We start from the raw sequence: 26,003 nt of genomic DNA, 5'->3' as shown, positions 1-26,003 counted from the left end.
CATGAGCACCAGCACCACCGCCTCCGTGTCCACCCACATCCTGGACACCTCGCTCGGCCGTCCCGCCGAGGGCGTCGCCGTCCGGCTGTCCGCCCGCGAGGGCCGTGACGCGGGCTGGCAGGCGCTCGGCGGCAGCGCGACCGACACGGACGGCCGGTGCAAGGACCTGCCGGCGCTGCCGGAGGGGACCACCCACGTACGGCTCGACTTCGCCGTGGAGCCGTATTTCGAGAAGAAGCAAGCCGATGCGCAGCAGGACGCCCCCGCGAATCGGGACAGCGGACCGGCCGTGTTCTTCCCGGAGGTGGCGATCACGTTCGCCGTCGTGCCGGGCGAGCACTACCACGTGCCGCTGCTGCTCAACCCGTTCGGCTACTCCGTTTACCGAGGGAGCTAGCTACATGCCTACCATTCTTGGACAGAACCAGTACGGCAAGGCCGAGAACCGGGTCGTAAAGATCACGCGGGACGGTGCCACCCACCACATCAAGGACCTGAACGTGTCGGTGGCGCTCTCCGGCGACATGGACGAGGTCCACTACTCCGGCTCCAACGCCAACGTCCTGCCGACGGACACCACCAAGAACACGGTGTTCGCGTTCGCCAAGGAGCACGGCATCGAGTCGGCCGAGCAGTTCGGCATCCATCTGGCCCGGCACTTCGTGACCAGCCAGGAGCCGATCCAGACCGCCCGGATCCGGATCGAGGAGTACGCCTGGGAGCGCATCGAGGCCTCCGACGCCAACTCCAGGTTCATCGGCGCGGACGAGGTCAAGCACTCCTTCGTGCGCAAGGGCCAGGAGACCCGGCTCACCCAGATCACCTACGACGGTGAGTCCTGGGAGGTGATATCCGGCCTCAAGGACCTGGTCGTGATGAACTCGACCAACTCCGAGTTCTGGGGCTACGTCAAGGACAAGTACACGACCCTCCCCGAGGCCTACGACCGCATCCTCGCCACCCAGGTCTCCGGCCGCTGGCGGTTCAACTGGACCGACGACGAGCAGAAGATGCCCAACTGGGAGAAGTCCTACGAGCAGACCAGGAAGCACATGCTCCAGGCCTTCGCCGAGACGTACTCCCTCTCGCTCCAGCAGACGCTGTACCAGATGGGCTCGCGCATCATCAACAACCGCGGCGAGATCGACGAGGTCCGCTTCTCACTGCCGAACAAGCACCACTTCCTGGTCGACCTGGAGCCGTTCGGGCTCAAGAACGACAACGAGGTGTACTACGCCGCCGACCGGCCCTACGGCCTGATCGAGGCGACCATCCTCCGGGACGGCTGCGAGGCGAAGATCCCGGTGGACCTCACCAACCTCTGATCCGCCCTCACATTCTCGGCACCCGCGGCCGGTGACGCCCAGCGATCCGGCCGCGGCACTCAAATCCCGGGGTCCTGCCGTGCCCTCATCACAAGTCCACTGAGCGAAAAGGACGAATCATGGCAGCAGACCAGCGCACCGTCATCGAGAACTGTTCGATCGCGACCGTCGACGCCCACGACACCGAGTACGCGAGCGGGTATGTCGTGATCGCCGGCAACCGTATCGAGTCGCTCGGCGCGGGCCGGGCACCCGAGGGCCTGGAGAACGTCGTACGCCGTATCGACGCCACCGGCCATCTGGTGACGCCCGGCCTGGTCAACACCCACCACCACTACTACCAGTGGATCACCCGGGGTCTGGCCACCGACCACAACCTCTTCAACTGGCTGGTCGCGCTGTACCCGACCTGGGCGCGCATCGACGAGCCGATGGTGTACGCGGCCGCCCAGGGCTCGCTCGCGATGATGGCCCGCGGCGGTGTCACCACAGCGATGGACCACCACTACGTCTACCCGAAGGACTCCGGCGACCTGTCCGGCGCCGTCATCCGCGCCGCCCGCGAGACCGGCGTCCGCTTCACCCTCGCCCGCGGTTCCATGGACCGCAGCGAGAAGGACGGCGGACTGCCCCCGGACTTCGCCGTCGAGACCCTCGAAGGCGCCCTCGCCGCCACCGAGGCGACCGTCAAGGAGCACCACGATCCCTCCTTCGACGCGATGACCCAGGTGGCCGTCGCCCCCTGCTCGCCGTTCTCCGTTTCCACCGAACTCATGCGACAGGGAGCCGAGTTGGCCCGCCGACTCGGGGTGCGCCTGCACACCCACGGCTCGGAGACCGTCGAGGAGGAGCAGTTCTGCAAGGAGCTGTTCGGGATGGGCCCGACCGACTACTTCGAGTCCACCGGCTGGCTCGGCGAGGACGTGTGGATGGCGCACTGCGTCCACATGAACGACTCCGACATCGCCGCCTTCGCCCGCACCGGGACCGGTGTCGCCCACTGCCCGTCGTCCAACGCCCGCCTGGCGGCCGGCATCGCCCGCGTCCCCGACATGCTCGCCGCCGGCGTCCCGGTCGGCCTCGGCGTCGACGGCACCGCGTCCAACGAGTCCGGCGAACTCCACACCGAACTGCGCAACGCGCTGCTGATCAACCGCCTCGGCGCGCACCGGGAGGCCGCCCTCAACGCCCGCCAGGCACTGCGCCTCGGCACCCACGGCGGCGCCCAGGTCCTGGGCCGGGCGAGCCAGATCGGCTCCCTGGAACCCGGCAAGCTCGCCGACCTGGTGCTCTGGAAGCTGGACACCCTCGCCCACGCCTCCATCGCCGACCCGGTGACCGCCCTGGTCTTCGGCGCGGCCGCCCCGGTCACGGCCTCCTTCGTGAACGGCCGTCAGATCGTCGAGGACAACCGCCTGCTGCACGTCGACGAGGACGCGATCGCCCGCGCCACGCGGGCGGAGGCCCAGCGGCTGGCGCACATCGCCGCACAGTAACTCCTCGCCTCCGTAGAGCACTTGAGGTACGGAGTCGCGGTACGGCACTTCAGCTGTACGGCACTTGGCGGTACGGCACTTCAGCTGTACGGCACTTGGCGGTACGGCACTTCAGCTGTACGGCACTTGGCGGTACGGCACTTCAGCCGTACGGCACTTGGCGGTACGGCACTTCAGCTCCGGCCAGGAGGGACGGCTCCCGGCCGGCAGCCGTGGACCCCAGCGGGGTCCATGGCGGCCGTCTCCTGGGCGCGTGCTTCCTCGCGCGCGCCCAGGAACGGTCCCTCCGTCCCCCTCGGTCCCGCACGACCTCCCTGAAACCCGCGTCAGAGCCGACGCGTACCCGACCGGAGGAGAGCCGCCGTGTCCTCGCACCCCGTCGACGAGAAACTCCCGCCCCTGAAAATGGCCACCACGGGCCTTCAGCACGTGGCCGCCATGTATGCCGGAGTCGTCGCCCCGCCCCTGATCGTCGGCGCGGCCATCGGCCTGTCCGGCACCGAACTGACCTTCCTCACCGGCGCCTGCCTCTTCACCGCGGGCCTCGCCACCTTCCTGCAGACCCTCGGCGTCTGGAAGATCGGCGCCCGGCTGCCCTTCGTCAACGGCGTCACCTTCGCCGGGGTCGCCCCGATGACCGCGATCGCCGCCTCCACCCACGACAAGTCCGACGCCCTGCCGGTCATCTTCGGCGCGGTGATCGTCGCCGGCCTCCTCGGCTTCCTCGCCGTCCCCTTCTTCAGCAAGGCGGTCCGTTTCTTCCCGCCCGTCGTCACCGGCACGGTCATCACCCTCATCGGTATCTCACTGCTTCCGGTGGCCTTCGGCTGGGCACAAGGCCCCGACCCGGCTGCGCACGACTACGGGGCGGCCAAGTACCTGGCCCTGGCCGCCGCGACCCTTCTCCTGGTCCTGCTCCTGCGCCGCTTCACCCGGGGTTTCGTCAAGCAGGTCGCCGTCCTCGTCGGCCTGGTCGCCGGCACGGTCGTGGCGCTGCCGTTCGGCGTCACGGACTTCGGCCCGGTCGCGGACGCGGACGTCATCGGCTTCCCGACCCCCTTCCACTTCGGCGCCCCGCAGTTCCACATCGCCGCGATTCTGTCCATGTGCGTGGTGATGGTGGTCTCGATGACCGAGTCGACCGCGGACATGCTGGCGCTGGGCGAGATCGTCGAACGGCCCGCGGACGAGCGGACGATCGCGGCCGGGCTGCGCGCCGACACTCTCGGCTCGGCGATCAGCCCGCTCTTCAACGGGTTCATGTGCAGTGCCTTCGCCCAGAACATCGGCCTGGTCGCGATGACCCGGATCCGCAGCCGGTTCGTGGTCGCGGTCGGCGGCGGTTTCCTGGTGCTGATGGGCCTGTGCCCGGTGGCTGCCTCGCTGATCGCCGTCGTACCCCGGCCGGTGCTGGGCGGGGCGGGCGTGGTCCTCTTCGGGTCGGTGGCGGCCAGCGGCATCCAGACCCTGGTCAAGGCCGGGCTGGAGAAGGACGAGAACGTGCTGATCGTCGCCGTCTCGCTGGCCGTGGGCATCGTCCCGATCACCGCGCCGGACTTCTACCACGCCTTCCCGGAGACCGCCCGGATCGTCCTGGACTCGGGCATCTCTACGGGCTGTGTGGCGGCCGTAGTGCTCAACCTCGTCTTCAACCACCTGGGCCGGCGGCACGCGGAAGCGAACGGAACGGCCCTCGAAGCCCCGGAGACCCCGGGGGCCGCGCCCCTCATATCGCCTCATTCGATCTCGTAACCGTCCGCGTGCCGACGAACCGGCCGAGCGTGCCGAGACCGTCCATCTCGGCGCACGCCACGGCCGGGCCGAAGCAGAAGCGGTATCCGAAAAGGCGGTCGGGACCGGTGCGACAACCTGGGAATGCCGTCGGCTGCCGTCAGGAGGTCACTGTGCGCCGAGGGGACCCGGCCAGGCCATGAGGCCGGCGAGCAGGTCCGCCTGCTCGATCGCGTCGTCGAGGGCGTGGTGTGTGTGCGGGCGGCCCGAGAGCAGCCGCGCGGGCATGGTCCGCTTCGCCACCGCCCGCAGCGGCAGCCCCGCCTTCGTCGCGTAGAGCGTCTTCATGTCCAGGCAGCCGGAGTGCCCGAAGGGGCTCGAACCGGTGAAGCGGATCAGGTACCAGTACAGGAACATCCAGTCGTACGACGCCGGATACCCGCACATCACCGGCTGCGCACCCGCACTCACCGCACGCACCCACTCGCTGAACTCAGCCAGCGCCACGGCGGGTTCGGCACCCTCCACCGCCAGCCGCGCCCGGTCCAGGCCGCTCACGGCGAGCGCCTCGGGGTCGAAGTCCGCGCTGATCGGCCGGAGTTCGCGGTAGAAGGTGTGTTCCGTCGGGTCCGCCGGGGTGAACCCGTCGGCGTCCTGCGTGCCGGCGACGGCCGCGCCGATGCTCAGCATGGAGTACGGCCCCGGGATCGGGCCGTCGGCCTCGATGTCGACGGAGATGCAGCAACCGGGCCTGACGCGACGGACGGACATGGTCCCGCAGCATGGCAGCCACGGCCGCCGTCGTGCATCCGAATTCACCCGACGGCCCGGACCGCCTGGCACGGGCTGAGCGCGGGGAGCCGGCCGGTCAGGTACGAGCGGGGCGGGACACCCATCAGGGCACGGAAATCGGTCGTCATGTGCGACTGGTCGAAGTAGCCGGTGGCAGCCGCCAGTTCGGACCAGGCCGCGCTGCCCGCCCGCGCGGCGAGGGTGCGCACGCGGTCGATACGGGCGTAGTGCTTCGGGGAGACACCGATACCGTCGGTGAACAGGTTGCGCAACTGGCGTTCGCTCACCGCCAGTTCCCGGGCCACGTCCCGTACCTGGGCGGGCGCCCGGTCCAACCGCACCGACAGGGCCTCGACGCCCGCCAGCAGCAGCGCCGTCCGGGCCGGATCCGTCCGCTCCGACAGCATCCCGGGCAGCACCTCGGTGATGCGCGGCAGCGCCTCCCGCGGGTCCAGCCACCGCACCTCACGAGCGAACCGGCGGGCCACCCCGGCCGGCAGGGCGTCCAGCGGCACCACCCGGCCGACCAGCCCCGCGGCCGGAACACCCAGCAGAGGCCGGGCGGTTCCCGGAGCGAGGCGCAACTCCACACACTCGATGTGCGACTTGCCCTCGTGGTAGGTAGCCCGCACCCGCGGCCCGACGGCCAGGACGTCACGCCGTCCGTCCCCCGTCACCCGCAGCACCACCTTGGTCACCGCGTCCGGCAACTGGACGAACGTCCCCTCCGGCGGTTCGGCGAAGGACATGGTCCGCACCTCGGCCACCCATGGGCGCAGCCCCTCGGGCAGGGCCGGAAGCGACTGGGCGATGGTCATCGGCACGCTTCCACGGTAAGCGAGCCGGGCCGCCGTCCGGGCGGCCCGGCCGTGCCGGAATTTCCAAGAGCCGTCCCCCCGGACCCGCCCATCGTGGTCCGCATGATTCTGGTGACGGGTGCCACGGGCACCATCGGCAGCGACGTCGTACGACAGTTGGCCGCCCGCGGCACGAAGGTGCGCGCACTCACCCGCGACCCGGCGAGGGCACGGGTGCCCGCCGGGGTGCAGGTGGTACGCGGGGACTTCGGCGACCCCGCGTCCCTGGACGCGGCGCTGGCCGGGGCGACGGCCGCGTTCCTGCTCCGGCCGCCCGGTCCCGACGGGGGAGAGGACGCGGCGCTGGTCGCCGCGGCACGGACGGCGGGCGTGGAGCGGCTGGTGAAACTCTCCGCCATCGCCACCGGCGATCCCGCCTCCGGCCCCTCCGCACAGTGGCATGTCGACGGCGAGCGGGCGGTACGGGAGAGTGGGCTCGCCTGGACGGTCCTCCAGCCGTCGTCGTTCGCCTCCAACACGCTGACCTGGAGGGAAGCGCTCGGGGCGGGCCAGCCGGTGCCCAACATGACCGGGGACGGCGCCTCGGGCGTGATCGATCCGCGCGACATCGCCGAGGTCGCGGTGCGGGCCCTGCTCGACGCCGGGCACGCCGGACGGACGTACGTCCTGACCGGTCCCGAGGCGATCACCGTGCCCGGTCAGGCCGCCGTGCTCGCCGAGGTCCTCGGCCGCCCGGTCCCGACCGGGGACCTGTCCCCGGACGAGACCCGTGACTTCCTCCGCACGGCCTGGGGCATGGAGGGGAGCCGGGTGGAAGGCGTCCTGACGGGCCTGGCGTTCGTGCGCGCCGGGGGCAACGCGTCGGTCACCGAGGACGTGGCCGAGGCGCTGGGCCGCCCGGCCCGGACCTTCCGCACCTGGGTCGAGGACAACAAGAGCCTCTTCCGGGCCAGTTGAGACGTCCCGGCGCAGGGCCCGCAGCGGCCGTGGTGCCGGCTCACCGGTTCCGCGGCCGCAGGACCGCCGCCGCCAGCACCAGGGCGGCCAGCGCGATCCCGGTGGCCGCCCGGAACGCCAGCCGGTAGCCCTCCGCCGTGGCGGGGATCAACTCCGCACCCCGGTCCAGGAGATCGCCGGTGCGGCTCGCCGCCAGCGTGCTCAGTACCGCGAGCCCCAGCGAACCGCCCACCACCTGCGTGGTGTTGAACAGCCCGGACGCCAGACCCGCGTCCTCCGCGCGCGCCCCGGACATCGCCAGCCCGGTCAGCGCCGGCATCGCCGCGGCGAATCCGGCGGCGAGCAGCAGCAGCGGCGGCAGCACGTCGACGGCGTACGAGGCGTCGACCGGCATCCGGTTCAGCAGGGCCGTCCCGGCGACTATCAGCGTCAGGCCGCAGAGCAGGACCCGGTACGCGCCGTAGCGGGCGATCGTCCGCGCGGACAGCCCCAGCATCAGCAGCCCGATCGCGACCGGCGCCGGCAGAAACGCCGTGCCGGTCGCCAACTCGCCGTAGCCGAGGACACGTTGGAGGTACAGCGCGCCGAGGAACTGGAAGCCGAACATCGTCGCGATCATCAGCATCTGTACGGCGTTGGCACCGGCGAGCAGCCGGGAGCGGAGCAGCCGCAGGCGCAGCAGCGGGCGCCGGGTACGTGCCTGCCGGAGGGTGAACGCCGCGAACAGGGCGACGGCCAGGACCGTCAGGAGGAGAGTGGCCAGCGGGCCGCGGCCGCCGGCGCCGACGATGACGTAGACCGTGAGCATCAGGGCGCCGGTGACCAGCGCGGCGCCCGGGAAGTCGGCGCCCTGGCGCAGGCCGGCGCCCCGCTCCGGGGTGAGGATCCGGGTGGCCACGAGCCAGGCGGCCAGCCCTGTCGGCAGGTTGATCAGGAAGATCCAGTGCCAGCTCAGCGCCTGGGTGAGCGCCCCGCCGAGGAAGGTGCCGAGCGCGCCGCCCGCCGCGCCGACCGCGCTGAACACCGCGATGGCCCGGCCCTGTTCACGCGGCTCCGGGAAGAGGGCGACCAGCATGCCGAGCACCACCGCGGAGGTCATCGCCCCGCCCACGCCCTGCATCGCCCGCGCCGCGATCAGCACCCCCTGCCCGGTCGCCACCGCGCACAGCAGGGAGGCGACCGTGAACAGCGCGAGGCCCGTCGTGAACATCCGCTTGCGGCCCAGCAGGTCGCCGAGGCGCCCCGCCAGCAGGAGCAGCCCGCCGAACGGGATCAGGTACGCGTTGACGACCCAGGCCAGCCCGGGACCGCTGAAACCCAGGTCGCGCTGGATGGCCGGCATCGCCACCGTGACGATGTTGCCGTCGAGGACGGTCATCAGGGTCCCCGCGCACAGAACGGCGAGGGACGCCCAACGGGGGTATGTTCGGGGGAGTGCCACCGGGGCCGCCGGTGTCGGCGTCGGTGTTCCGGTCGTGGTCGACATGGCCTCAGGCCTCCGCAATCGCCGTAGAAACTCACCAGGCAGCTGAACAGGAACCGATCGTGCACAAGGTGCACGACTTGTAACGGAGTTCATGGTGAGTGACCATGGGGGGAGACGTAAGGAGGCAGCTCGATGTCCCAGAGGAACACCGGTGTAACCGTCCAGGTCGTGAACGCGGGCTCCTGCCCGGTGCGTGAGGTTCTTGACAGGGTCGCCGGCAAATGGAGCGTCCAGATCCTGGTCGCGGCCTCGCACGGACCCATTCGCTTCACCGAGCTGGAGCGCGGTATCGAGGGCATCAGCCGCCGGATGCTGACCCTCACCCTGCGCAACCTGGAGCGTGACGGGCTGGTGACCCGCACCGTGTACCCGACCGTGCCGCCGAAGGTGGAGTACGGACTCACCCCGGTGGCCCTGGAACTGCACGAGACGCTGCAGCGGCTGACCGACTGGGCCGAGCGCAACCGCGACTACATCGCGCAGGCGCGGGCGGCCCACGACGCCGAGCACCGGCCCGAACTGCTCGACGCGTAGCCGGCGTTGACCGCGTGGCCGGTGTCGGACCGGGCGGTGGCGGGGTGCCGGACCCCAAGAAGCCGAACAGGTCCGGGGCCGAGGCCAGTTCCTTGAAGACCTCTTCTCACGCACGATGTCTCGGGCACGACGCACTGATCCTTTGCCGGCGTCCTGGCCCGGCCGTCACACCCGGCGCGGCGACGCCAGCAGATAGCGTGTGCGAGTCCGCGGCTCCGTGTACTCGCCGGTCTGCCACCCCGCCCGCTCCAGGGTGGCCGCGCAGGCCCGCAGCGGCTCGCCCGCCGGCGCGTACACGGCGACCGCCTCGGGCTGCGGGGTCGCCCGCACCCGGTAGCCGGCGGTCGCCGGTCCCTCGGGCGGGTGCCCGGCCGCCTCCAGGGCGAGCGCGGCGGCCCGCACCAGATGCGTACGTTCCCAGCCGCACGGCCGGTCCGTGGCGCCGTCGGGGTTGGTCATCCGGCGCAGCTCCAGAAGCCCCTGCCAGGCACTGTGCACCTCCCGTGCCCGGGCGGGCCCGTCGGCGGCGGCCTCCTCACCGCCGACCCGCGCGGCGAACACCCGGTCCGGCTCGGCCGGGGCCGCCGCCGGGGGCTGCGGAGCCGCCTCCTGCGCCCGTATCCGATGCCCTGCGGGCGTCAGAAAGTGGTCGTGCGGCGGCCGCGGATGCCGAAAGGCGAGCCCCCGCTTCACCAGCGCCGCCAACTGCGCCTCCGTACCCCGCAGCCGCCCGCTCACCGGATCGGCGGCATCGATGACCCGCCGCTGCGCGGCAGTGGGCGGTCGGGTCATGGCAGGCTCCTCTCCGGCGTCGATCCGTACGGACGCGTATCGATCCGTCCCTCGAAGGCTACGACCGCGCACTGACACTCGACCGGACGAAGATCATCGACCGCTGACCGCTGACCGCTGGCCGCTGGCCGCTGGCCGCTGGCCGCTGGCCGCCGAGAGCCGAGCGCCGTTACCGGCCCGGCTCGCCCGGTCGGATGTTCCACCCCGCGATGACCGGGCGGTCGTGTTCCGTGCCGAGACGGCACAGGGTGCCGGTCGCCAGTTGGAAGAGGGCGCCGTCGGCCGGGGGCAGGCCGAGACGGCGGGCGGTCAGCACGCGCAGGAAGTGGCCGTGGGCGACCAGCAGCACGACCCCCTCCGTGTTGGCGAGGGCGGCCTCGACCTTGGACAGCATCCGGTCGGCCCGCTCCCCGACCTGCTCCGGGGTCTCCCCGGGGTGCTCCGGCGGCCCGGGCGCGACCCCGTCGGTGAAGAGGAACCAGCCGGGCCGGGTCCGCTGGATCTCCACGGTGGTCACGCCCTCGTAGCCGCCGTAGTCCCATTCCCGCAGGTCGGCGTCGACCCGGGCGTCGGGCACGCCGATCAGCTCGGCGGTCTCCCGGGCCCGCTGGAGCGGGCTGACGAAGGCGGCGCCGATGCGGTGCGAGCGGATCAGCGGCACCAGCCGCCGTGCCTCCTCCCGCCCGTGCTCGGTGAGGGGCACGTCGGTCCACCCGGTATGCCGTCCGGACCGCGACCACTCGGTCTCACCGTGCCGGACGAGAAAGACATCAGCCATACGTCAGAGGCTATGAGCCCAGCGCTCCAGTTCGGCGAACTCACGCGCCCGCAGGCCGTGGCGGGGGTCGACCGGAAGGAGTAACGCTGGGGCGTCGTGACGGTGGGTGACATGGCGGGCGTCCCGGTCGGTGACCCTGTCGTCCACCCGGACGAACGGCCGCCCCGCCGCCCACGCCACGACGGTCCGCGTCTTCCAGTACAGCCCGTCCGGATCGTTGGCGAACGGCTCGGGCCACTCGATGACGGGCAGCTCGGGGAGCCCGACGGCCGGACCGATCATCTCGTTGGCCTCATGCGTCCAGGTGGTGGCCCAGGCCGGCTCGTACGGCAGCGCGAGCAGCCGCGCCCCGTGCCCCGGGTGCAGCCGCACCCGCAGGCCTCGGCGGAGCCTGCGGGAGCCGGGCCGCCGGCGGGCGGACCAGTTCGCCGGGTGCAGTCTGTGGGTCACGTACCCGCGATGCCGAACCATCCGGGCCCGGAACGGGTTGAGGGGTCCGTCGACGTCGAGGAGGAGCAGCGGGCGCTCGGTCATGGGGAGGGGTTACCCGGGTTGCCCGGCCCGGGCACGGTCCTATTGCCGGTATCCGCTCAGGCCTACTGCCGGTATCCGCTCAGGAACCGCCCGATCCGGCCGATCGCGGTCTCGAGGTCGTCCGCGTGCGGGAGGGTGAGGATGCGGAAGTGGTCCGGGGCGGGCCAGTTGAAGCCGGTGCCCTGGACGACCTGGATCTTCTCCTGGAGAAGCAGGTCAAGGACGAACTTCTCGTCGTCGTGGATCGGGTGCACCTTGGGATCGATCCGCGGGAAGGCGTACAGGGCGCCCTTGGGCTTCACGCAGCTCACGCCGGGGATCTCGTTGAGCTTCTCCCAGGCCACCGTGCGCTGCTCGTGCAACCGGCCGCCGGGGACGACGAGTTCGCGGATGGACTGGCGGCCGCCGAGCGCGGCCTGGATGGCGTACTGGGCGGGGGCGTTGGCGCACAGCCGCATGGAGGCCAGCATGGTGAGGCCCTCCAGATAGTCCTTCGCGTGCTGCTTGGGGCCCGTGACGACCAGCCAGCCGGAGCGGAAGCCGGCCACCCGGTAGGTCTTGGACAGGCCGCAGAAGGTGAGGACCACCAGGTCGGGGGCGAGGGCCGCGGCCGAGTGGTGGACGGCGTCGTCGTACAGGATCTGGTCGTAGATCTCGTCCGCGAAGACCATCAGGCCGTGCCGGCGGGCCAGGTCGAGGATGCCCTCGACGATCGCCTTCGGGTAGACGGCACCCGTGGGGTTGTTGGGGTTGATGATGACCACGGCCTTGGTGCGGTCCGTGATCTTCGACTCCATGTCGGCCAGGTCCGGGTACCAGTCCGCCTGTTCGTCGCAGAGGTAATGCACCGCCTTGCCGCCGGCGAGGGTGGTCACGGCGGTCCAGAGGGGGAAGTCCGGGGCCGGGACGAGGACTTCGTCGCCGTCCTCGATCAGCGCCTGTACGGCCATGGAGACCAGTTCCGAGACGCCGTTGCCGAGGAAGACGTCGTCGACGCCCACCTCCAGGCCGAGTGCCTGGTAGCGCTGGGCCACGGCCCGGCGGGCGGAGAGGATGCCGCGTGAGTCGGTGTAGCCGTGTGCCTGCGGGAGCATCCGGATCATGTCCTGGAGGATCTCCTCCGGTGCCTCGAAGCCGAAGGCCGCCGGGTTGCCGGTGTTCAGGCGCAGCACGCTGTGGCCCGCCTCCTCCAGCGCGTTGGCGTGCTCGATCACCGGCCCGCGGATCTCGTAACAGACCTCGCTGAGCTTGTTGGACTGCCGGAACTCCATGCGCCCCTCCGGAAACTCGTGTTGCTTGGTTTTACCAAGTAGCAGCTTGGAAAGTCCAACATCTTGTCTAGACTGCGCCGCATGTCACCTCGCCGAAGCTACGACCAGTACTGTTCCGCGGCCCGCGCCCTCGACGTGGTGGGCGACCGCTGGACCCTGCTGATCGTCCGGGAGCTGCTCGCCGGTCCCCGCCGCTACACCGACCTGCACGCGGATCTGCCGGGGGTCAGCACGGACGTCCTCGCCTCGCGGCTGAAGGACATGGAGCGGGACGGGGTCACGACCCGGCGGCGGCTGCCCCCGCCGGCTGCCGCGTACGTCTACGAACTCACCTCGCGCGGGCGCGAGTTGATGCCGGTGATCCAGGCGCTCGGCAGGTGGGGGGAGCCCGAGCTGGGCGAGCGCCGGCCCACCGACGCGGTCCGCGCCCACTGGTTCGCGCTGCCACTGCTGCGGGCCCTGGACGGCGAGGGGCTGGTCGAAGTCCGGCTCGGGGACGGGGACTTCCATCTGCACGCCGGTGCGGAGGACGGCCCGGTGTACGGCGACGGCCCCGCGCCGCGCGAACCCGACGCACGGCTCGTGCTCGACGTCGGGACGTGTACGGCCCTGGCCCGGGGGGAGTTGAGCCTGGCGGACGCGGTCCGGGCCGGGCGGGTCACGGTGACCGGGGACGGCGCGCTGGCGAAGGGGCTGCGGGACGCCTGAAACGGCGACCGGGCCCGCCGCGAACGGGGGCCCGGTCACCGGTTACGTCAGGTCAGGCGCCCGGCGGCACCCGGTACGGCCGTCCCGTCCCCCGGGTCAACGCGTATCCGCCGATGCCGGCCAGCGCGGCCAGCACCCCGCCGATCCCGGTCCACACCCAGCGGTCGGTCCACCAGCCGGAGGACCAGCCGTCGTCCGAACCGAAGCTGGAGAGCACCGCGGCCTTGCTGTCGCCGTCGCTCTTCTCGGAGCTGACCGCGATCCCGGGAACCAGCGGCTTCGCCAGCGAACCGTCCACCGCCGCCGAACCGCCGATGTCCTTCGAATCCACCCGCACCTCGGCGCTCACCGGCTGCCCGAGGTCCGCGTTGCCGAGGTCCACCACCGTCAGCCGGACGTAGTACGTGCCGGGCAGCGGGTCGTTGGCCCACGGCTCCGACCAGGCCCGGACGGTGCGCGTCACACAGGCCAGCCGCACCGAGGTGGTGCCCTGCGCGGCCGTGCGGGTCGCCGCGCCGTACTGGCAGGCCTGGCGGCGCCGCAGCCCGTCGTACACGTCGAGCTGCCAGGTCTGCGCCGCGTGCGAGTCGGGCAGCTTCACCGTCGCCTGGACGTCGGGGCGCTGGCCGGCGTCGGCGGGGAAGGACCAGTACAGGTAGTCGCCGGTCGACGCGCCCGCGGTGGCCTGCTGTCCCTGGTCGAGTTCGGTGGCCGTACGGAAGGACGTGCCCGCCTGGGTGGGCGCGCCGCTGTCCTCCGAGGCGCTCGGGGAGGGCGAGGCGTCGTCGGCGGCGGCCGGGCCCGCGGCCAGGCCCACCGCCAGCAGGGCGGCGCTCAACACACGTGTGATCGACATCAGTTGGTCCTCCAGACCGCTACCCGCCAGCGCGACACCCAGCCCCACAGCAGACCCGCGAGGAAGCCGGTCAGCACCAGCGCCCCGAGCAGCCACCAGCCGCGGCCGAGACCGAAGGAGGCGACGTCGGACGCCTTCGACGGTCCGTCCACCACGTCGACCGTCAGCTCGACGGGCAGACCGGGGCTGGTCTTCACGCCGGACGCGGCCGAGAAGGAGTTGGTCACCTGGAGACAGACGGTCTCCGGCGTGGTGTCCTCGTCGTCGTCGCTCTCGGCCTTCGGGTACCGCAGACCGGTCGAGATGACATCCGTACGACCCGTGCCCGACCCCTCGCCGCGCACGATCTCGCGTCCCTGCGCGGTCACCGCGCGCAACAGCACCCCGTAGTCCGGGTTGACGGCCCGGTCGGCGGCCACGCTGACCGAAGCCCGCAGCTCCTGGCCGGGCTTGACGTCGACCTTGTACCAGCGCTGCTGCCCGAACTCCTCGCGGTCGGTGTACAGCCCGGACTTCAGCGCGGGCGCCGAGGAGCACTGGCCGCTGCCGTCCGTGGCCACCGGCGTCACCACCGGATCGGCGGCCCGGTCCACCAACTGCCCGACCCGGTCGGTCAGTTCCTCCTTGTGCTGGACGGAGGTGTAGGTGCCGCCGGTCGCGTCCGCGATGCAGCTCAGCTGGTCCCGGGTCTTGGCGTCCGGCACCAGGCCGAGCGTGTCGATGGTCAGCCCGACGCCCTTGGCGGCGATCTCGCGGGCCACCTCGCACGGGTCCAGCGGCTGGCAGGTGTCCTCGCCGTCGCTGATCAGGACGATACGGCGGGTCCCGGCACCGCCTTCGAGATCGTCGGCCGCCTTGAGCAGCGCGGGGCCGATCGGGGTCCACCCGGTCGGCGTGAGCGTGGCGACGGCGGTCTTCGCCTCGGTGCGGTCCAGGGTGCTGACCGGGTAGAGCTGCGCGGTGTCCTTGCAGCCGGTCTTCTTGTCGTTTCCGGCGTAGTTGGCGCCGAGTGTGCGGATGCCGAGCTGGACCCCCTCGGGCGTCGCGTCGAGCACCTCGTTGAAGGCCTGCTTGGCCGCGGCCATCCGCGTGCCGCCGTCGATGTCAGCCGTCCGCATGGAACCGCTGACGTCCAGCACGAGCTCCACCTTGGGAGCGGCCTGACCCGTCTCGTCCGTCTCGTCGGCGACCGCTCCGCCGGGGAACGCGATCCCGGCCGCCAGGGCGGCGAGCAGAGCGCAGACTCCTGCCGCCGTCCGTTGTGTTCTGATCATCGGCGGATCCTATTGATCAGAGGGGCCGGGCTCCAAAACGAGGTCCGGATGCCAAAAAGAGAGCGGCCGGCGGGCCAACGGAGGGTGGCGGGCCGGAAGGTGAGCGCTCACCGCCCGTCGGCCAGTGGATTCGGCAGTGCCGCCCAGTGGTCGCCGGGTGCCTCCGGCGACAGCCGCATCAGCGTCAACGCCTTCGCCGGCACCGGTCCTTCGAGGAGGGCCGTCAGGTCGGGGGTGGCGGGAAGGTCCCGTACGGCCGTCTCCAGCGCCGTCGCCAGGGCCGGTCCGGAACCCGCCGTGCCGGCCAGGGCGCCCGCGACCAGGGAGCCGAACAGCTTGCGGCGCAGGGTCGTTTCGTCGTCCGTGACCAGGCGTCCCGTCAGCCCGGGCGGGGTGATGCCGTGCCGGGTCAGACGGGCCGGACTGAGGCGGATGTCGGCCAGGTCGCGATAGACCAGCCGCAGCGGCGCGCCGGACCCGGACAGCACCACCAGGAGGTTCTGGCCGTGTGCCTCCAGGGCCACGCCCAGGTCCAGCAGCCGCAGCCCCACGGTCAGGGCGAGCCGGGTGAACTCGGCCAGCCAGGAGGGCGATTCCGGGAGGGCGGTGGTGGCCAGGGCGGCCACCGGCAGGACCCGCTCGCCCGGCGCCGCGAACGCCTCGGGCGACTCGCGCAACACGGCCGCCAGGTCGGGGGAGTGAGCGGTGGCCGCACCCAGGGTGCGGGTGAAGTGCAGGAGCCCGTCCGTGCGGGACGCCAGGTCCGTCGCGAACGACGACAGGGTCATCGCCGCGTCGATGGAGTACGTCGAGATGTCCCGGACGGACGAGGTCAGCCGGGCGCTCAGCGCGGTCTTCACATGCGGTCCGCCGGGCAGGGCGAGGGTGCGCAGGGACATCAGGGGGTGCGCGGTCCGCCAGGGCTCGCCGGGGCCGCCCTTGAGGACATGGGCGGTCTGCCATGGATGCACCGGGATCAAGAGCCGTCCGGCGTCCCGGAGTTCCCCCGGCCAGTCGCCGGTCAGCAGACAGTCCCCGGCCGCCACCGGAACCGTCTCCAGCCGCACCACCGGCTGGTGCTCCGGCCCGTACGCGAGCTGCTCCGCCGCCGAGAAGCCGGGCCGGGACCGGCAGTTGGGGTGGAAGGGATGCCCGTCGACCACCCGCTGCTCCCACTCCCAGTCCCTGCCCCAGCCTTCGGCCGGGGGGACCCCCACCGGCCACTCCTTCGGAGGAAACCCGCGGTCCGCCCGCGAGAGCGCCAACGACGCCGCGCTGTGCGCCAGTTCGGCCGCGAACCCCGCCGAGTGCGGCCACCCCAGATCCGTCATCAACCGTGCCGGATCGTCGTACGACACCCCGTCCAGTCGTACGGCGGTCACATACGCGTCGGTGGCGTACGGATCCGCGCGCGGGCCGTGCAGGGCGCGTCCGTCGGCCAGCCACAGGGCCAGGCTGTGCGCCCCGCGCACCCGGCGCGCCACCCACGGCAGCGGCTCGTGTGCCAGCGCCCGCCACAGCCGGGTCAGCACCGCCGCCCGCGCACCGGGCAGCTCGGCCGTGTACCCGGACACCAGGTCCGGCCGCGCCTCGGCCAGCTCCGTGGCGAGCTGTGTCTCGATGGGGGAGGGACGGTGCACGGGCGGGCTCCTCGGGGACGGGTCCGACGGTCATGATGGCTGATGACGGCAGACATACTGATCGTGATCGGACCGTGTGGACGTAGAGAACGAATGGAACGCGTGGATCTCATGCCCCCCAGCGACGGCATCGGCGAGCGCGCCGACGCGTACGCTGCCGCGCCCCTGCTCAACTGTCTGCTGCGGGAGCTGGCCGAGCCGCTCCCGGGTACCGGGGACGAGCCGCTGCCGGGCACCGGGGAAGGGAAACCGCGGGTCTACCGGCTGCCCGGCGGCGGACGGCTGCTGCGGGTACGCGGTGCGCGCAGGCCGGCCGCGCCCGAGGTGTACGCGGCCGGCCGCTGGCACCGCATCGGCCACACCGAGCTGGTGAAACTCGTCGCCGAGGAGCTGCGCGCGCACACCGGGCTGTCCAACGGCGATCTGCCGGCCGAGATGATCGACAGCCGGGACGCGGTCGCCGCACTGCTCACGGCACGCGCCCGGGCGACGGCGCCCGACGACCCGTATCTGCGCTCGGAGCAGTCCCTCATCACCGGCCATCCCTACCACCCTGCCCCGAAGGCGCGCGGCGGCGGCCCGGTAACCGCCTGGTTGCCGTACGCGCCCGAGGCGCACGCCCGGTTCCCGCTGGTACTGCTCGGGGTGCGCGAGGACCAGGTGGCCGAGGAGGGCGACACGTCGGCGCTGGACGTACTGGCCGCCGCACCGCCGGGCTACCGGCTGCTGCCGGCCCACCCCTGGCAGCTCGACCTGGTCGCCCGTGACCTGGCCCCGGCCTTCGCCGACGGACGTCTGGTACGACTGCGGGAGACCGACTTCGCGGTCTGGCCGACGGCCGCGATCCGCACGGTCTACGAGCCGGAGCGCGATCTCTTCCTGAAGTTCAGCCTGGACGTCCGGATCACCAATGACATCCGCCGACTGTGGGCGCACGACCTGCGGAAACTGCGCCGCACGGACACGGCCGCGACCGCCGCCTTCGCCGCGATGGACGGGCCCGCGGCCTGGCTCGGTGACCGTGGCTACCGCACCGCCCGCTTCGCCTTCGAGGAACTCGCGGTCGTCGTCCGGGACGGGCTGCGCGGGTCGCTGACGCCCGGAGCGACCCCGCTGCTCGCCGCCGGCCTGGTGGAGGGCTTCGAGGGCAGCCCCCTGGCCACGGCGGCGGATCCGGGTGCCTGGTGGCAGGCGTACCTGCGCGCGGTCGTACCCCCGGCGCTCACGGCCTTCGCCGGCCACGGGGTCGTCATCGAGGCGCATCTGCAGAACACCCTGGTCGCCGTCGACCCGGACGGTACACCGGTGCAGGCGCTGTACCGGGACGCCGAGGGCGTCAAGCTGCTGGGCGACGTGGAGCGGGCCGCCGGGTGGGAGCGGCTGGTGTACTGCCTGGTCGTCAACCATCTGATCGAGGTCGCCGCCGTGCTCGCCGAGCGCCACCCCGGGGTCGATCCATGGCCCGCGGCCCGCCGGGAGCTGGCACGGCATCGGCTCCCTGAGGTGGCCGAACTGCTGGCTGCGCCGACCCTGCCGGGCAAGACCAACCTGCTGCTGCGCTGGACGGGAGCGGACGGCGCCGACGCGCGCTACCTGCCGCTGCCGAACCCCTTGCCCTGAAGCCGTGGCGGCCGATGATGGTGATTCTCCTTTGTGCGGTCCATTCGGGGACAATGGGAAAGGACTCTGCAGGGAAGGGAATTCCCGTTCCTGTCGCGGGAGAGTTGCATTCCCTGGTCGCCAGTATTGCGTTCGGTACGACCGTGCGGCCCCCTTCGTGCAAGCCTTCCTGAACCTAGGTCCGACTGGTCCACCTTCACCGCGCCCGCACCGCGCCGCGGGAGCCATACTGGCGATATGAGGCACGACGGCGAACTGGGTGACTTTCGGCGCTCGCGGCGTGCCCGTCCGCGTCCCGAAGACGCCGGGGTGGCCTTTACCGGCGGAACACGCCGGGTGCCGGCTGCTCGCCGGCCGGACCGCACCGACGAAGACAGCCGGGACCGCCGCCTCCAGGGCGCCGTCCAACTGACTGCGAAGGCCTGTCGCCGAGGCGAGGCCACGGGAATCACATTCGATCACCGGAGACTCGCATGACAACGCCTGCACAGAACAAAGAGCTGGTACTGAATGCTTTCGACACCCTGTTCGGAAAGCGCGATTACCTGGCAGCCGAAGAGTTTTGGTCCGAAAAGTATATTCAGCACAGCAAGCATATTCCGCCGGGCCGTGAGGGTCTTTTCGGCCTTGTCCGAGGTCTACCCGACACTCTTTGGAGGACGGCAAGCTCGCCGAGCACTGGGACGTCTGGGAGGACGAGGCGGCCCGACCGGAATCCGCGGGCGGATGGCCGATGTTCGGCGACCGGTTTCCCGGCGAGTGAGTCCGGTGCCGGGAACGGGCCCGAGGCCGGGATCTGCAGCCGGCCACGGCGGCGCTGAACGCGGCCGAACGGTCACCGGAGGGCATGCCGGGAATGGGGGACATATCAGTGTGTGTTCCGGGAGGATAACGACGAGCACCGGAGCACGACGTGAGCGCTGCGATGATCACTGCATCTGTGGTCGAGACCCTGCGAGCATGGCGCCGTTCGACGCGTCCTCGGTGGCTGGTCGGGCCCCTCCTGCTGATCGTCGCGATCCCGGTGGCCGACGGGTTCCTGCCGCCGGACATCCATCTCGCCCATCTCCTCGTCGTCGCCGTCGCGGTCACCGCGGTCGGCGCCGGGCCGCGGGTCACCGCGCTGATCGGGGCACTGGCGGTCCTCGCGCTGGTCTATGCCGGCATGGAACGGCGGTCACTGACCACCGAGAGCGTTCTCGTCGAACTGGCCGCCCTGCTCGCCGTCTGTACCTTCTTCGTCCTCTTCACCCGGCTGCGCGACCGGCGCGACCGCGAACTCGTCCGGATCCGCTCGGTGTCCGACGCGGCACAGGGTGTCGTACTGCGGCCTCTGCCGCAGCGGGCCGGTCCGGTCACTCTCGCCTCGCAGTACCGCAGCGCCGAGGCGGACGCGACCATCGGCGGTGACCTGTACGCGGCCGCCCGGATCCCCGGCTCCACGCGGCTGCTCATCGGGGACGTCCGGGGCAAGGGGCTCCCCTCCATCAGCGACACGGCGATCGTGCTGGGTGCCTTCCGGGCCGCCGCCCACCGCCGGATCCCGCTGCCGGAGCTGGTCTCCTACATCGAGGACGCCGTCCAGTGGGGGCTCGCGGAGTTCTCCGAGCCGAACGAGGACGCCGCCGAGCGCTTCGTGACCGCCGCCGTCCTGGACATCCCGGACGACGAGCCGGTGGTGCATCTGATCAGCTGCGGGCACCCACCACCCTTCCTGCTGCGCGGTTGCGCCAGGACGGCGCTGCCGCTGACGGTTCCCGAACCGTCGCCCCCGCTCGGCCTCGGCGTGTGGCCCGCCGACCCGCACGGCACGGACGGTGCCGGCGCCCGTTACGTACCGGCGACCTTCCCTTTCGAGCACGGTGACAGGCTGGTCCTGTACACCGACGGCGTCAGCGAGGCCCGGAACGCCGACGGCGACTTCTATCCGCTCGCCGAGCGCGCCACGGCCTGGGCGGACAAGGCGCCCGGCACGCTGGTCGATCGGCTCGCCGCCGACGTCCGGGCGTACACGGGCGGCCGGCTGCACGACGACATGGCCATGATCGTCGTGCAGCGCGACGCGTAGGTTCCGGTCCTGACGACCGGCGGCGCGCACCTGGTCCCCCTTGCCGGCGTCCGCAACCGCCGTCGACAGCAGCGGAGTCCGGGGCGATGCCGGCGCGACGGGTCGGGCCGCCCGGCTGTCACGCTTGGTTACTATGCTCACTTCATGCCCGGATCGCGGCACGGGGGAGCCATCCGTGGAAGGTACGGCAGACGAGCGATGGGGCCTTGGAAGATGCTGAGAGAGGTTACCGCTGACCGCTATGTCGCTCCCCTGCGCTCTGGTGGCTCCGTACCCGGGATCGTCGAGGCCGACGACCTGGGGACGTATGTCGTCAAGTTCACCGGCTCCGCGCAGGGCCGCAAGGCGCTCGTCGCCGAGGTGATCGTGGGGGAGCTGGCGCGGGCGCTCGGACTGCGCTTCCCCGAGCTGGTGCTCGTGCACTTCGACCCGGCGATCGCCGAGGACGAGCCGCACCAGGAAGTGCGCGAGCTGCACGCTGCCAGCGCCGGGGTGAATCTCGGGATGGACTTCCTGCCCGGGGCGAAGGACTTCACCCCGGAGATCGCCGAGGTCTTCCCGGTGGACCCGCTGGAGGCCGGCCGGATCGTCTGGCTGGACGCGCTCACCGTCAACGTCGACCGTACGGTGCACAGCTCCAACCTCATGGTCTGGCCGACGTTCGGCACCGCGCCCCCGCACCTGTGGCTCATCGACCACGGCGCCGCCCTCGTCTTCCACCACCGCTGGGACACCTCGGCACCCGAGAAGGCCTACGACTTCCGCCACCACGCCCTCGGCCGGTTCGGCCCCGACACCCGGGCCGCCGACGCCGAACTCGCGCCCAGGGTCACCGAGAAGCTGCTCAGGGACACCCTCGCCGAGGTCCCCGACGCCTGGCTCACCGACTTCGGAACGCCCGCGGAGATGCGCGAGGCCTACGTCGGCTATCTGCTGGCCCGGGTCCGGTCCTCCGCGCAGTGGCTTCCCACCGATTTCCCGGGCCGCGACCAGCTCGCGGCCGAGGAGGCCGCCCGCGCGGCCAGATCACAGCAGGGACGCCCGGCCTGGCTGAAGCAGGTTCCCGACCTGCACGGCAAGCCCGCGGCTCAACAGGATTGGTCGGTGCACCTCGGATGAGTGACAGCCAGCGCGTCGAGATCGAATACTGCACCCAATGCCGCTGGCTGCCCCGCGCGGCCTGGCTGGCGCAGGAGCTGCTCACCACCTTCGAGGCCGAGCTGACCGAACTGGCCCTGAAGCCCGGCAAGGGCGGGATCTTCGTCGTCCGGGTGAACGACGAGGTGGTCTGGGACCGCAGGGAACAGGGATTCCCCGAGCCCACGGCCGTGAAGCAGGCCGTACGCGACCGAGTGGCCCCGGGGAAGTCCCTGGGCCACTCGGACAAGTGAGCCTCTGAAGATCAGCCGCGCAGCTGCCGGTACGCGGGCAGCGTCAGGAAGTCCGCGTAGTCGTCGTCGAGGGCGACGGTGAGCAGCAGGTCGTGGGCCTGCTGCCAGTGGCCGGCCGCGAAGGCCTGCTCGCCGATCTCCTTGCGGATGGTGTCGAGTTCCTCGGCGGCGATCTTGCGGGCCAGCTCCGGCGTGGCCTTCTCGCCGTTCTCGAACTCGACGCCCGCGTTGATCCACTGCCAGATCTGGGAGCGGGAGATCTCCGCGGTGGCCGCGTCCTCCATGAGGTTGAAGATGGCCACCGCGCCGAGACCGCGCAGCCAGGCCTCGATGTAACGGATGCCCACCTGGACGGCGTTGACCAGACCGCCGTAGGTCGGCCTGGCGTCCAGCGAGTCGACCGCGATCAGGTCGGCGGCCTCGACGTGGACGTCCTCGCGCAGCCGGTCCTTCTGGTTCGGCTTGTCGCCGAGAACCCGGTCGAAGGACTCCATGGCGATCGGGACCAGGTCGGGGTGGGCGACCCAGGAGCCGTCGAAGCCGTCGCTCGCCTCCCGGTCCTTGTCGGCGCGGACCTTCTCGAAGGCCACCTTGTTGACCTCGGGGTCCCGCCGGGAGGGGATGAAGGCCGCCATGCCGCCGATCGCGTGCGCACCGCGCTTGTGGCAGGTACGGACGAGGAGTTCGGTGTACGCCCGCATGAACGGGGCGGTCATCGTGACGGCGTTGCGGTCCGGCAGGACGAACCTGGGCCCGCCGTCACGGAAGTTCTTGACGATGGAGAACAGGTAGTCCCAGCGGCCGGCGTTCAACCCGGAGGCGTGGTCGCGGAGTTCGTAGAGGATCTCCTCCATCTCGTACGCGGCCGTGATGGTCTCGATCAGCACGGTGGCGCGGACGGTGCCCTGCGGGATGCCGACGTGGTCCTGGGCGAAGACGAACACGTCGTTCCACAGCCGGGCTTCGAGGTGCGATTCGGTCTTCGGCAGGTAGAAGTAGGGCCCCTTGCCGAGGTCGAGCAGGCGCTGCGCGTTGTGGAAGAAGTAGAGCCCGAAGTCGACGAAGGCGCCCGGCACCTGCTCGCCGTCGACCTCGATGTGCCGCTCGTTCAGGTGCCAGCCACGCGGCCGCATCACGACCGTCGCCAGCTCCTCGTCCGGGCGCAGGGCGTACGACTTGCCCGAGCCGGAGTCCGTGAAGTCGATGTTCCGGGTGTAGGCGTCGATCAGGTTCAGCTGTCCCAGGACGACGTTCTCCCAGGTCGGCGCGGAGGCGTCCTCGAAGTCCGCGAGCCAGACCCGGGCGCCCGAGTTGAGGGCGTTGACGGTCATCTTGCGGTCGGTGGGGCCGGTGATCTCGACCCGGCGGTCGTTGAGCGCCTCGGGGGAGGGGGCCACCCGCCAGGAGTCGTCCGCGCGGATCGCGGCGGTCTCCGGGAGGAAGTCGAGCGTGGAGGTGCGGGCGATCTCGGCGCGGCGCTCGGCCCGGCGGGCGAGGAGTTCGGCACGGCGCGGCGAGAACCGCCGGTGCAGCTCGGCGACGAAGGCGAGCGCCGCGTCGGTGAGGACCTCCTCCTGCCGGGGCAGGGGCTCGGCGTCGACGATGGCCGGCGGAGACGGCGCTGGTGCGGACATGAGCTGTCACTTCCTTCAGCGGTGGCACCGGGTGCCAGTCGTTCCGGGTAGAGCGAAGCACACCCGATCAGGGGTCGGGCGCTTCTGAACAGTGGATACTAGTTTCCTCATTGTGGAAGTTCAATGGTTTGTTGATGTCGAGATTCTCCGGGTCGAGCCAAGGTGGCGCTCAGTGCCACCCCGTTCACTCAAGGTGGCCCAGATCCGCTTCGGTGTCGATGTCGAACGGCTCGGCCACATCCCCGCACTCGACCAGGGCGATGGCCGCCTCGTGAGCCTTGAGATAGGCGCGGGCGCCCCGGTCCCCGGTCGCGCTCGCGGCGATCCCCGGCCAATGCCGGGAGCCGAACAGCACGGGATGGCCGCGCACCCCGTCGTAGGCGGCCGCCACCAGCGAGTCGTCGTCCCGGTATCCGCCGAGTACCCGGGCCACCGCCTTGCCTCCGATCCCCGGCTGGTCCACCAGTGACACCAGGGCGGCCCGCACCCCCGTCCCGGCGAGCGAGGCCAGCCCCACCCGCAGCGAGGACCCCATGCCCTCGGCCCAGTCCGGGTTCTCCACGACCACGCAGCCGCCCAGCTCGGCCCGCTCCCGCACGTCGTCCGCACGGGCCCCCAGCACCACGTGCACCGGCCCGCAGCCGCCCGCGCGCAACACGCCGACCGCGTACTCCACCAGGGGCCGCCCGCGATGCGTGAGCAGTGCCTTGGGCCGCCCGCCGAGCCGTCTGCCACCGCCGGCGGCGAGCAGCAGCCCGGCGATCCGGTCATGCGTGTCCGTCATGCGTCCTGCATACCCGACGTTGGGTCCGACGGCCGGTTCCGCAGGGCTGAATTTCGGTCCGCGCTGTAGCGCGTCGAGCACGGGAAGGCGTTTACTGACCCGCGTCGCCAGCCGCCCGATCACCGTCAAGGGGCGACGGGCGAGGGGGGAGAGCTGTGTTGCGGAGCTTGGGACAGAGACCAGTGACCGGCAGTGACGAGGATCCGAGAGTTGCGGAACTACGGACGGCGGTCTCCCGACTGCGCCGCGAACTGGCCGCGCATCCGGCCGAGTTCACGGACCGCGCGATAGCCGAGGACGAGCTGGCCGCCCTGGCGGCGATGGCGACGGGCGGCATGCCGGAGATCCCACGCCTGCGCCGCTCCCTGTTACTGATCGCGGGAGCCATCGGTTCGGTGAGCGCACTGTCCCGGGGGCTGTCGGACGTACGCCAGGCGGTGGATCTGTTCGGGGAGACGCCGGGGCGTTGAGCGCCCCGCAAGGGGCGCGGGGCCGCGTCGGTATGCGGCTCCGCCGCGTGGGCGCGACCAGCCGCAACGCGACCCGTACCCGCCAATGGCGCGCCCGCTCCTATCGCTCAGGCTCCCGAACTCGCCAGCGCCTCGGACAACTCGGCAGCCACCTGCTGCAGCACCGGCACGATCTTGTCCGTCGCCGCCTCCGTCACCCGTCCCGCCGGTCCGGAGATCGAGATCGCCGCCGCGGTGGGCGAATCCGGCACGGACACCGCCAGGCACCGCACCCCGACCTCCTGCTCGTTGTCGTCCACGGCGTACCCCAGCTGCCGTACTTCCGCCAGGGCGCTCAGGAACCCCTCCGGAGTGGTGATCGTCTTCTCCGTGGCCGCCGGCATGCCGGTCCGTGCCAGCAGCGCCCGCACCTCGGCGTCCGGCACACTCGCCAGCAGCGCCTTCCCCACCCCCGTGGAGTGCGGCAGCACCCGCCGGCCCACCTCGGTGAACATCCGCATCGAGTGCTTCGACGGCACCTGTGCCACGTACACGATCTCGTCCCCGTCGAGCAGCGCCATGTTCGCCGTCTCGCCGGTCTCCTCGACCAGCCGCGCGAGGTACGGCCGTGCCCAGGTGCCCAGCAGCCGGGACGCCGACTCGCCGAGCCGGATCAGCCGGGGCCCGAGCGCGTACCGCCGGTTGGCCTGCTGGCGTACATAGCCGCAGGCGACCAGCGTGCGCATCAGCCGGTGGATCGTCGGCAACGGCAGCCCGCTGCTCGCGGACAGCTCGCTCAGGCCGACCTCGCCGCCCGCGTCCGCCATCCGCTCCAGCAGGTCGAAGGCGCGCTCGAGGGACTGGACGCCGCCGCCGTTGGACTTGGCGGAGTCGGTGGTGCTGGCGCTGGACGTCGGCACGGCGCGTTCCTTTCGGGGCTGCCTTTCGGACCGGGCAGAAGAGCAGAAGCCTACCCGGCGGCCGGTTGACGCCCTTCTTGTGCGTAGCTACGTTCTACTTGGCGGAATTCTAATTCCACTTTGTGGAAACGTCCAGAGTGTGAGC

The 26,003-nt window shown here is 71.5% G+C and carries 25 protein-coding genes; 12 read left to right on the top strand and 13 right to left on the bottom strand.

What is annotated here, in order from left to right; translation table 11 throughout:
• The first annotated feature begins 1 nt into the window (after position 1).
• From uraH to ACZ4N4_RS09910, 4 genes are all read left to right on the top strand, one after another.
• Positions 2-397, top strand: coding sequence for a hydroxyisourate hydrolase (gene uraH / locus ACZ4N4_RS09925; RefSeq protein WP_453569301.1), 396 nt, complete (start codon positions 2-4; stop codon positions 395-397).
• A 4-nt stretch (positions 398-401) separates the two neighbouring features.
• Positions 402-1,325: a factor-independent urate hydroxylase gene (gene pucL / locus ACZ4N4_RS09920; protein ID WP_453569303.1), complete on the top strand. Its 924-nt coding sequence runs from the start codon at positions 402-404 to the stop codon at positions 1,323-1,325.
• Positions 1,326-1,444: 119 nt separating this feature from the next.
• Complete coding sequence (locus ACZ4N4_RS09915) at positions 1,445-2,821, top strand: 8-oxoguanine deaminase (RefSeq protein ID WP_467586426.1); 1,377 nt, start codon at positions 1,445-1,447, stop codon at positions 2,819-2,821.
• Between the two features lie 363 nt (positions 2,822-3,184).
• Positions 3,185-4,573, top strand: coding sequence for a nucleobase:cation symporter-2 family protein (locus ACZ4N4_RS09910; protein WP_467586423.1), 1,389 nt, complete (start codon positions 3,185-3,187; stop codon positions 4,571-4,573).
• A gap of 147 nt (positions 4,574-4,720) precedes the next feature.
• On the opposite strand, the gene ACZ4N4_RS09905 is transcribed toward ACZ4N4_RS09910, so the two are convergent.
• Positions 4,721-5,323, bottom strand: coding sequence for a 3'-5' exonuclease (locus ACZ4N4_RS09905; RefSeq protein WP_467586421.1), 603 nt, complete (start codon positions 5,321-5,323; stop codon positions 4,721-4,723).
• Positions 5,324-5,367: 44 nt separating this feature from the next.
• Positions 5,368-6,162: a helix-turn-helix domain-containing protein gene (locus tag ACZ4N4_RS09900; RefSeq protein WP_467587677.1), complete on the bottom strand. Its 795-nt coding sequence runs from the start codon at positions 6,160-6,162 to the stop codon at positions 5,368-5,370.
• Positions 6,163-6,264: 102 nt separating this feature from the next.
• Between ACZ4N4_RS09900 and ACZ4N4_RS09895 the strand changes: the two genes are divergently transcribed.
• Positions 6,265-7,119 carry an NAD(P)H-binding protein gene (locus ACZ4N4_RS09895; protein WP_467586418.1) on the top strand — a complete coding sequence of 285 codons (855 nt, stop codon included), beginning with the start codon at positions 6,265-6,267 and terminating at the stop codon, positions 7,117-7,119.
• A 40-nt stretch (positions 7,120-7,159) separates the two neighbouring features.
• Here the strand turns inward: ACZ4N4_RS09895 and ACZ4N4_RS09890 are convergent, their stop codons facing one another.
• Complete coding sequence (locus tag ACZ4N4_RS09890; RefSeq protein WP_467586415.1) at positions 7,160-8,605, bottom strand: MFS transporter; 1,446 nt, start codon at positions 8,603-8,605, stop codon at positions 7,160-7,162.
• 132 nt (positions 8,606-8,737) lie between these two features.
• On the opposite strand from ACZ4N4_RS09890, the gene ACZ4N4_RS09885 reads away from it, so the two are divergent.
• Complete coding sequence (locus ACZ4N4_RS09885; RefSeq protein WP_453569317.1) at positions 8,738-9,139, top strand: winged helix-turn-helix transcriptional regulator; 402 nt, start codon at positions 8,738-8,740, stop codon at positions 9,137-9,139.
• A gap of 165 nt (positions 9,140-9,304) precedes the next feature.
• On the opposite strand, the gene ACZ4N4_RS09880 is transcribed toward ACZ4N4_RS09885, so the two are convergent.
• From ACZ4N4_RS09880 to ACZ4N4_RS09865, 4 genes are all read right to left on the bottom strand, one after another.
• Positions 9,305-9,931 carry a hypothetical protein gene (locus ACZ4N4_RS09880; protein ID WP_467586412.1) on the bottom strand — a complete coding sequence of 209 codons (627 nt, stop codon included), beginning with the start codon at positions 9,929-9,931 and terminating at the stop codon, positions 9,305-9,307.
• 169 nt (positions 9,932-10,100) lie between these two features.
• A complete protein-coding gene (locus tag ACZ4N4_RS09875) occupies positions 10,101-10,709 on the bottom strand; it encodes a histidine phosphatase family protein (protein WP_453569322.1) in 609 nt (202 codons plus the stop codon).
• 3 nt (positions 10,710-10,712) lie between these two features.
• Complete coding sequence (locus tag ACZ4N4_RS09870) at positions 10,713-11,243, bottom strand: hypothetical protein (protein ID WP_467586409.1); 531 nt, start codon at positions 11,241-11,243, stop codon at positions 10,713-10,715.
• Positions 11,244-11,305: 62 nt separating this feature from the next.
• Entirely contained in the window at positions 11,306-12,514 is a 1,209-nt protein-coding gene (locus ACZ4N4_RS09865; protein WP_450766350.1) for a pyridoxal phosphate-dependent aminotransferase, read from the bottom strand.
• 81 nt (positions 12,515-12,595) lie between these two features.
• Here ACZ4N4_RS09865 and ACZ4N4_RS09860 point away from each other — a divergent pair, with 81 nt between their 5' ends.
• Positions 12,596-13,222, top strand: a complete 627-nt coding sequence (locus tag ACZ4N4_RS09860; protein ID WP_467586405.1) for a winged helix-turn-helix transcriptional regulator — start codon at positions 12,596-12,598, stop codon at positions 13,220-13,222.
• Between the two features lie 52 nt (positions 13,223-13,274).
• Here ACZ4N4_RS09860 and ACZ4N4_RS09855 read toward each other — a convergent pair whose 3' ends face one another.
• The 3 genes from ACZ4N4_RS09855 to ACZ4N4_RS09845 all read right to left on the bottom strand — a co-directional run bounded on the left by ACZ4N4_RS09855 (position 13,275) and on the right by ACZ4N4_RS09845 (position 16,992).
• Positions 13,275-14,078, bottom strand: coding sequence for a hypothetical protein (locus ACZ4N4_RS09855; protein ID WP_453569328.1), 804 nt, complete (start codon positions 14,076-14,078; stop codon positions 13,275-13,277).
• Positions 14,078-15,352 carry a VWA domain-containing protein gene (locus ACZ4N4_RS09850; RefSeq protein WP_467586402.1) on the bottom strand — a complete coding sequence of 425 codons (1,275 nt, stop codon included), beginning with the start codon at positions 15,350-15,352 and terminating at the stop codon, positions 14,078-14,080. The genes ACZ4N4_RS09855 and ACZ4N4_RS09850 overlap by 1 nt, the downstream gene beginning before the upstream one ends.
• Positions 15,353-15,459: 107 nt before the next feature.
• Positions 15,460-16,992, bottom strand: a complete 1,533-nt coding sequence (locus ACZ4N4_RS09845; protein ID WP_467586399.1) for an IucA/IucC family protein — start codon at positions 16,990-16,992, stop codon at positions 15,460-15,462.
• Positions 16,993-17,085: 93 nt separating this feature from the next.
• On the opposite strand from ACZ4N4_RS09845, the gene ACZ4N4_RS09840 reads away from it, so the two are divergent.
• The 4 genes from ACZ4N4_RS09840 (at position 17,086) to ACZ4N4_RS09825 (ending at position 22,071) form a co-directional block, all read left to right on the top strand.
• Entirely contained in the window at positions 17,086-18,612 is a 1,527-nt protein-coding gene (locus ACZ4N4_RS09840) for an IucA/IucC family protein (protein ID WP_467586396.1), read from the top strand.
• Between the two features lie 925 nt (positions 18,613-19,537).
• The gene (locus tag ACZ4N4_RS09835) at positions 19,538-20,680 is read left to right on the top strand and encodes a PP2C family protein-serine/threonine phosphatase (protein WP_467586393.1); all 1,143 of its coding nucleotides are present in this window, start codon (positions 19,538-19,540) and stop codon (positions 20,678-20,680) included.
• 213 nt (positions 20,681-20,893) lie between these two features.
• Positions 20,894-21,799 (top strand): HipA family kinase, encoded by a 906-nt coding sequence (locus tag ACZ4N4_RS09830; RefSeq protein WP_467586390.1) that lies wholly within the window; start codon positions 20,894-20,896, stop codon positions 21,797-21,799.
• On the top strand, positions 21,796-22,071 hold the full coding sequence (locus ACZ4N4_RS09825) for an Rdx family protein (protein ID WP_360475128.1): 276 nt from the start codon (positions 21,796-21,798) through the stop codon (positions 22,069-22,071). Before ACZ4N4_RS09830 ends, ACZ4N4_RS09825 begins: the two co-directional genes overlap by 4 nt.
• An 11-nt stretch (positions 22,072-22,082) precedes the next feature.
• Here the strand turns inward: ACZ4N4_RS09825 and aceB are convergent, their stop codons facing one another.
• Both aceB and ACZ4N4_RS09815 read right to left on the bottom strand, forming a co-directional pair.
• Positions 22,083-23,705, bottom strand: coding sequence for a malate synthase A (aceB, locus tag ACZ4N4_RS09820; protein WP_467586386.1), 1,623 nt, complete (start codon positions 23,703-23,705; stop codon positions 22,083-22,085).
• 184 nt (positions 23,706-23,889) lie between these two features.
• Positions 23,890-24,489, bottom strand: coding sequence for a nucleotidyltransferase family protein (locus ACZ4N4_RS09815; protein WP_467586384.1), 600 nt, complete (start codon positions 24,487-24,489; stop codon positions 23,890-23,892).
• Positions 24,490-24,644: 155 nt separating this feature from the next.
• Here ACZ4N4_RS09815 and ACZ4N4_RS09810 point away from each other — a divergent pair, with 155 nt between their 5' ends.
• Positions 24,645-24,959 (top strand): DUF5955 family protein, encoded by a 315-nt coding sequence (locus ACZ4N4_RS09810; protein ID WP_453569353.1) that lies wholly within the window; start codon positions 24,645-24,647, stop codon positions 24,957-24,959.
• A 107-nt stretch (positions 24,960-25,066) separates the two neighbouring features.
• Here ACZ4N4_RS09810 and ACZ4N4_RS09805 read toward each other — a convergent pair whose 3' ends face one another.
• The gene (locus ACZ4N4_RS09805; protein ID WP_467586381.1) at positions 25,067-25,858 is read right to left on the bottom strand and encodes an IclR family transcriptional regulator; all 792 of its coding nucleotides are present in this window, start codon (positions 25,856-25,858) and stop codon (positions 25,067-25,069) included.
• Positions 25,859-26,003: the final 145 nt, after the last annotated feature.

It is taken from the genome of Streptomyces sp. NPDC026538, from assembly GCF_055567535.1.
The sequence above is the reverse complement of the archived record's forward strand: the minus strand, read 5'-3'. Positions and strand labels throughout refer to the sequence as shown.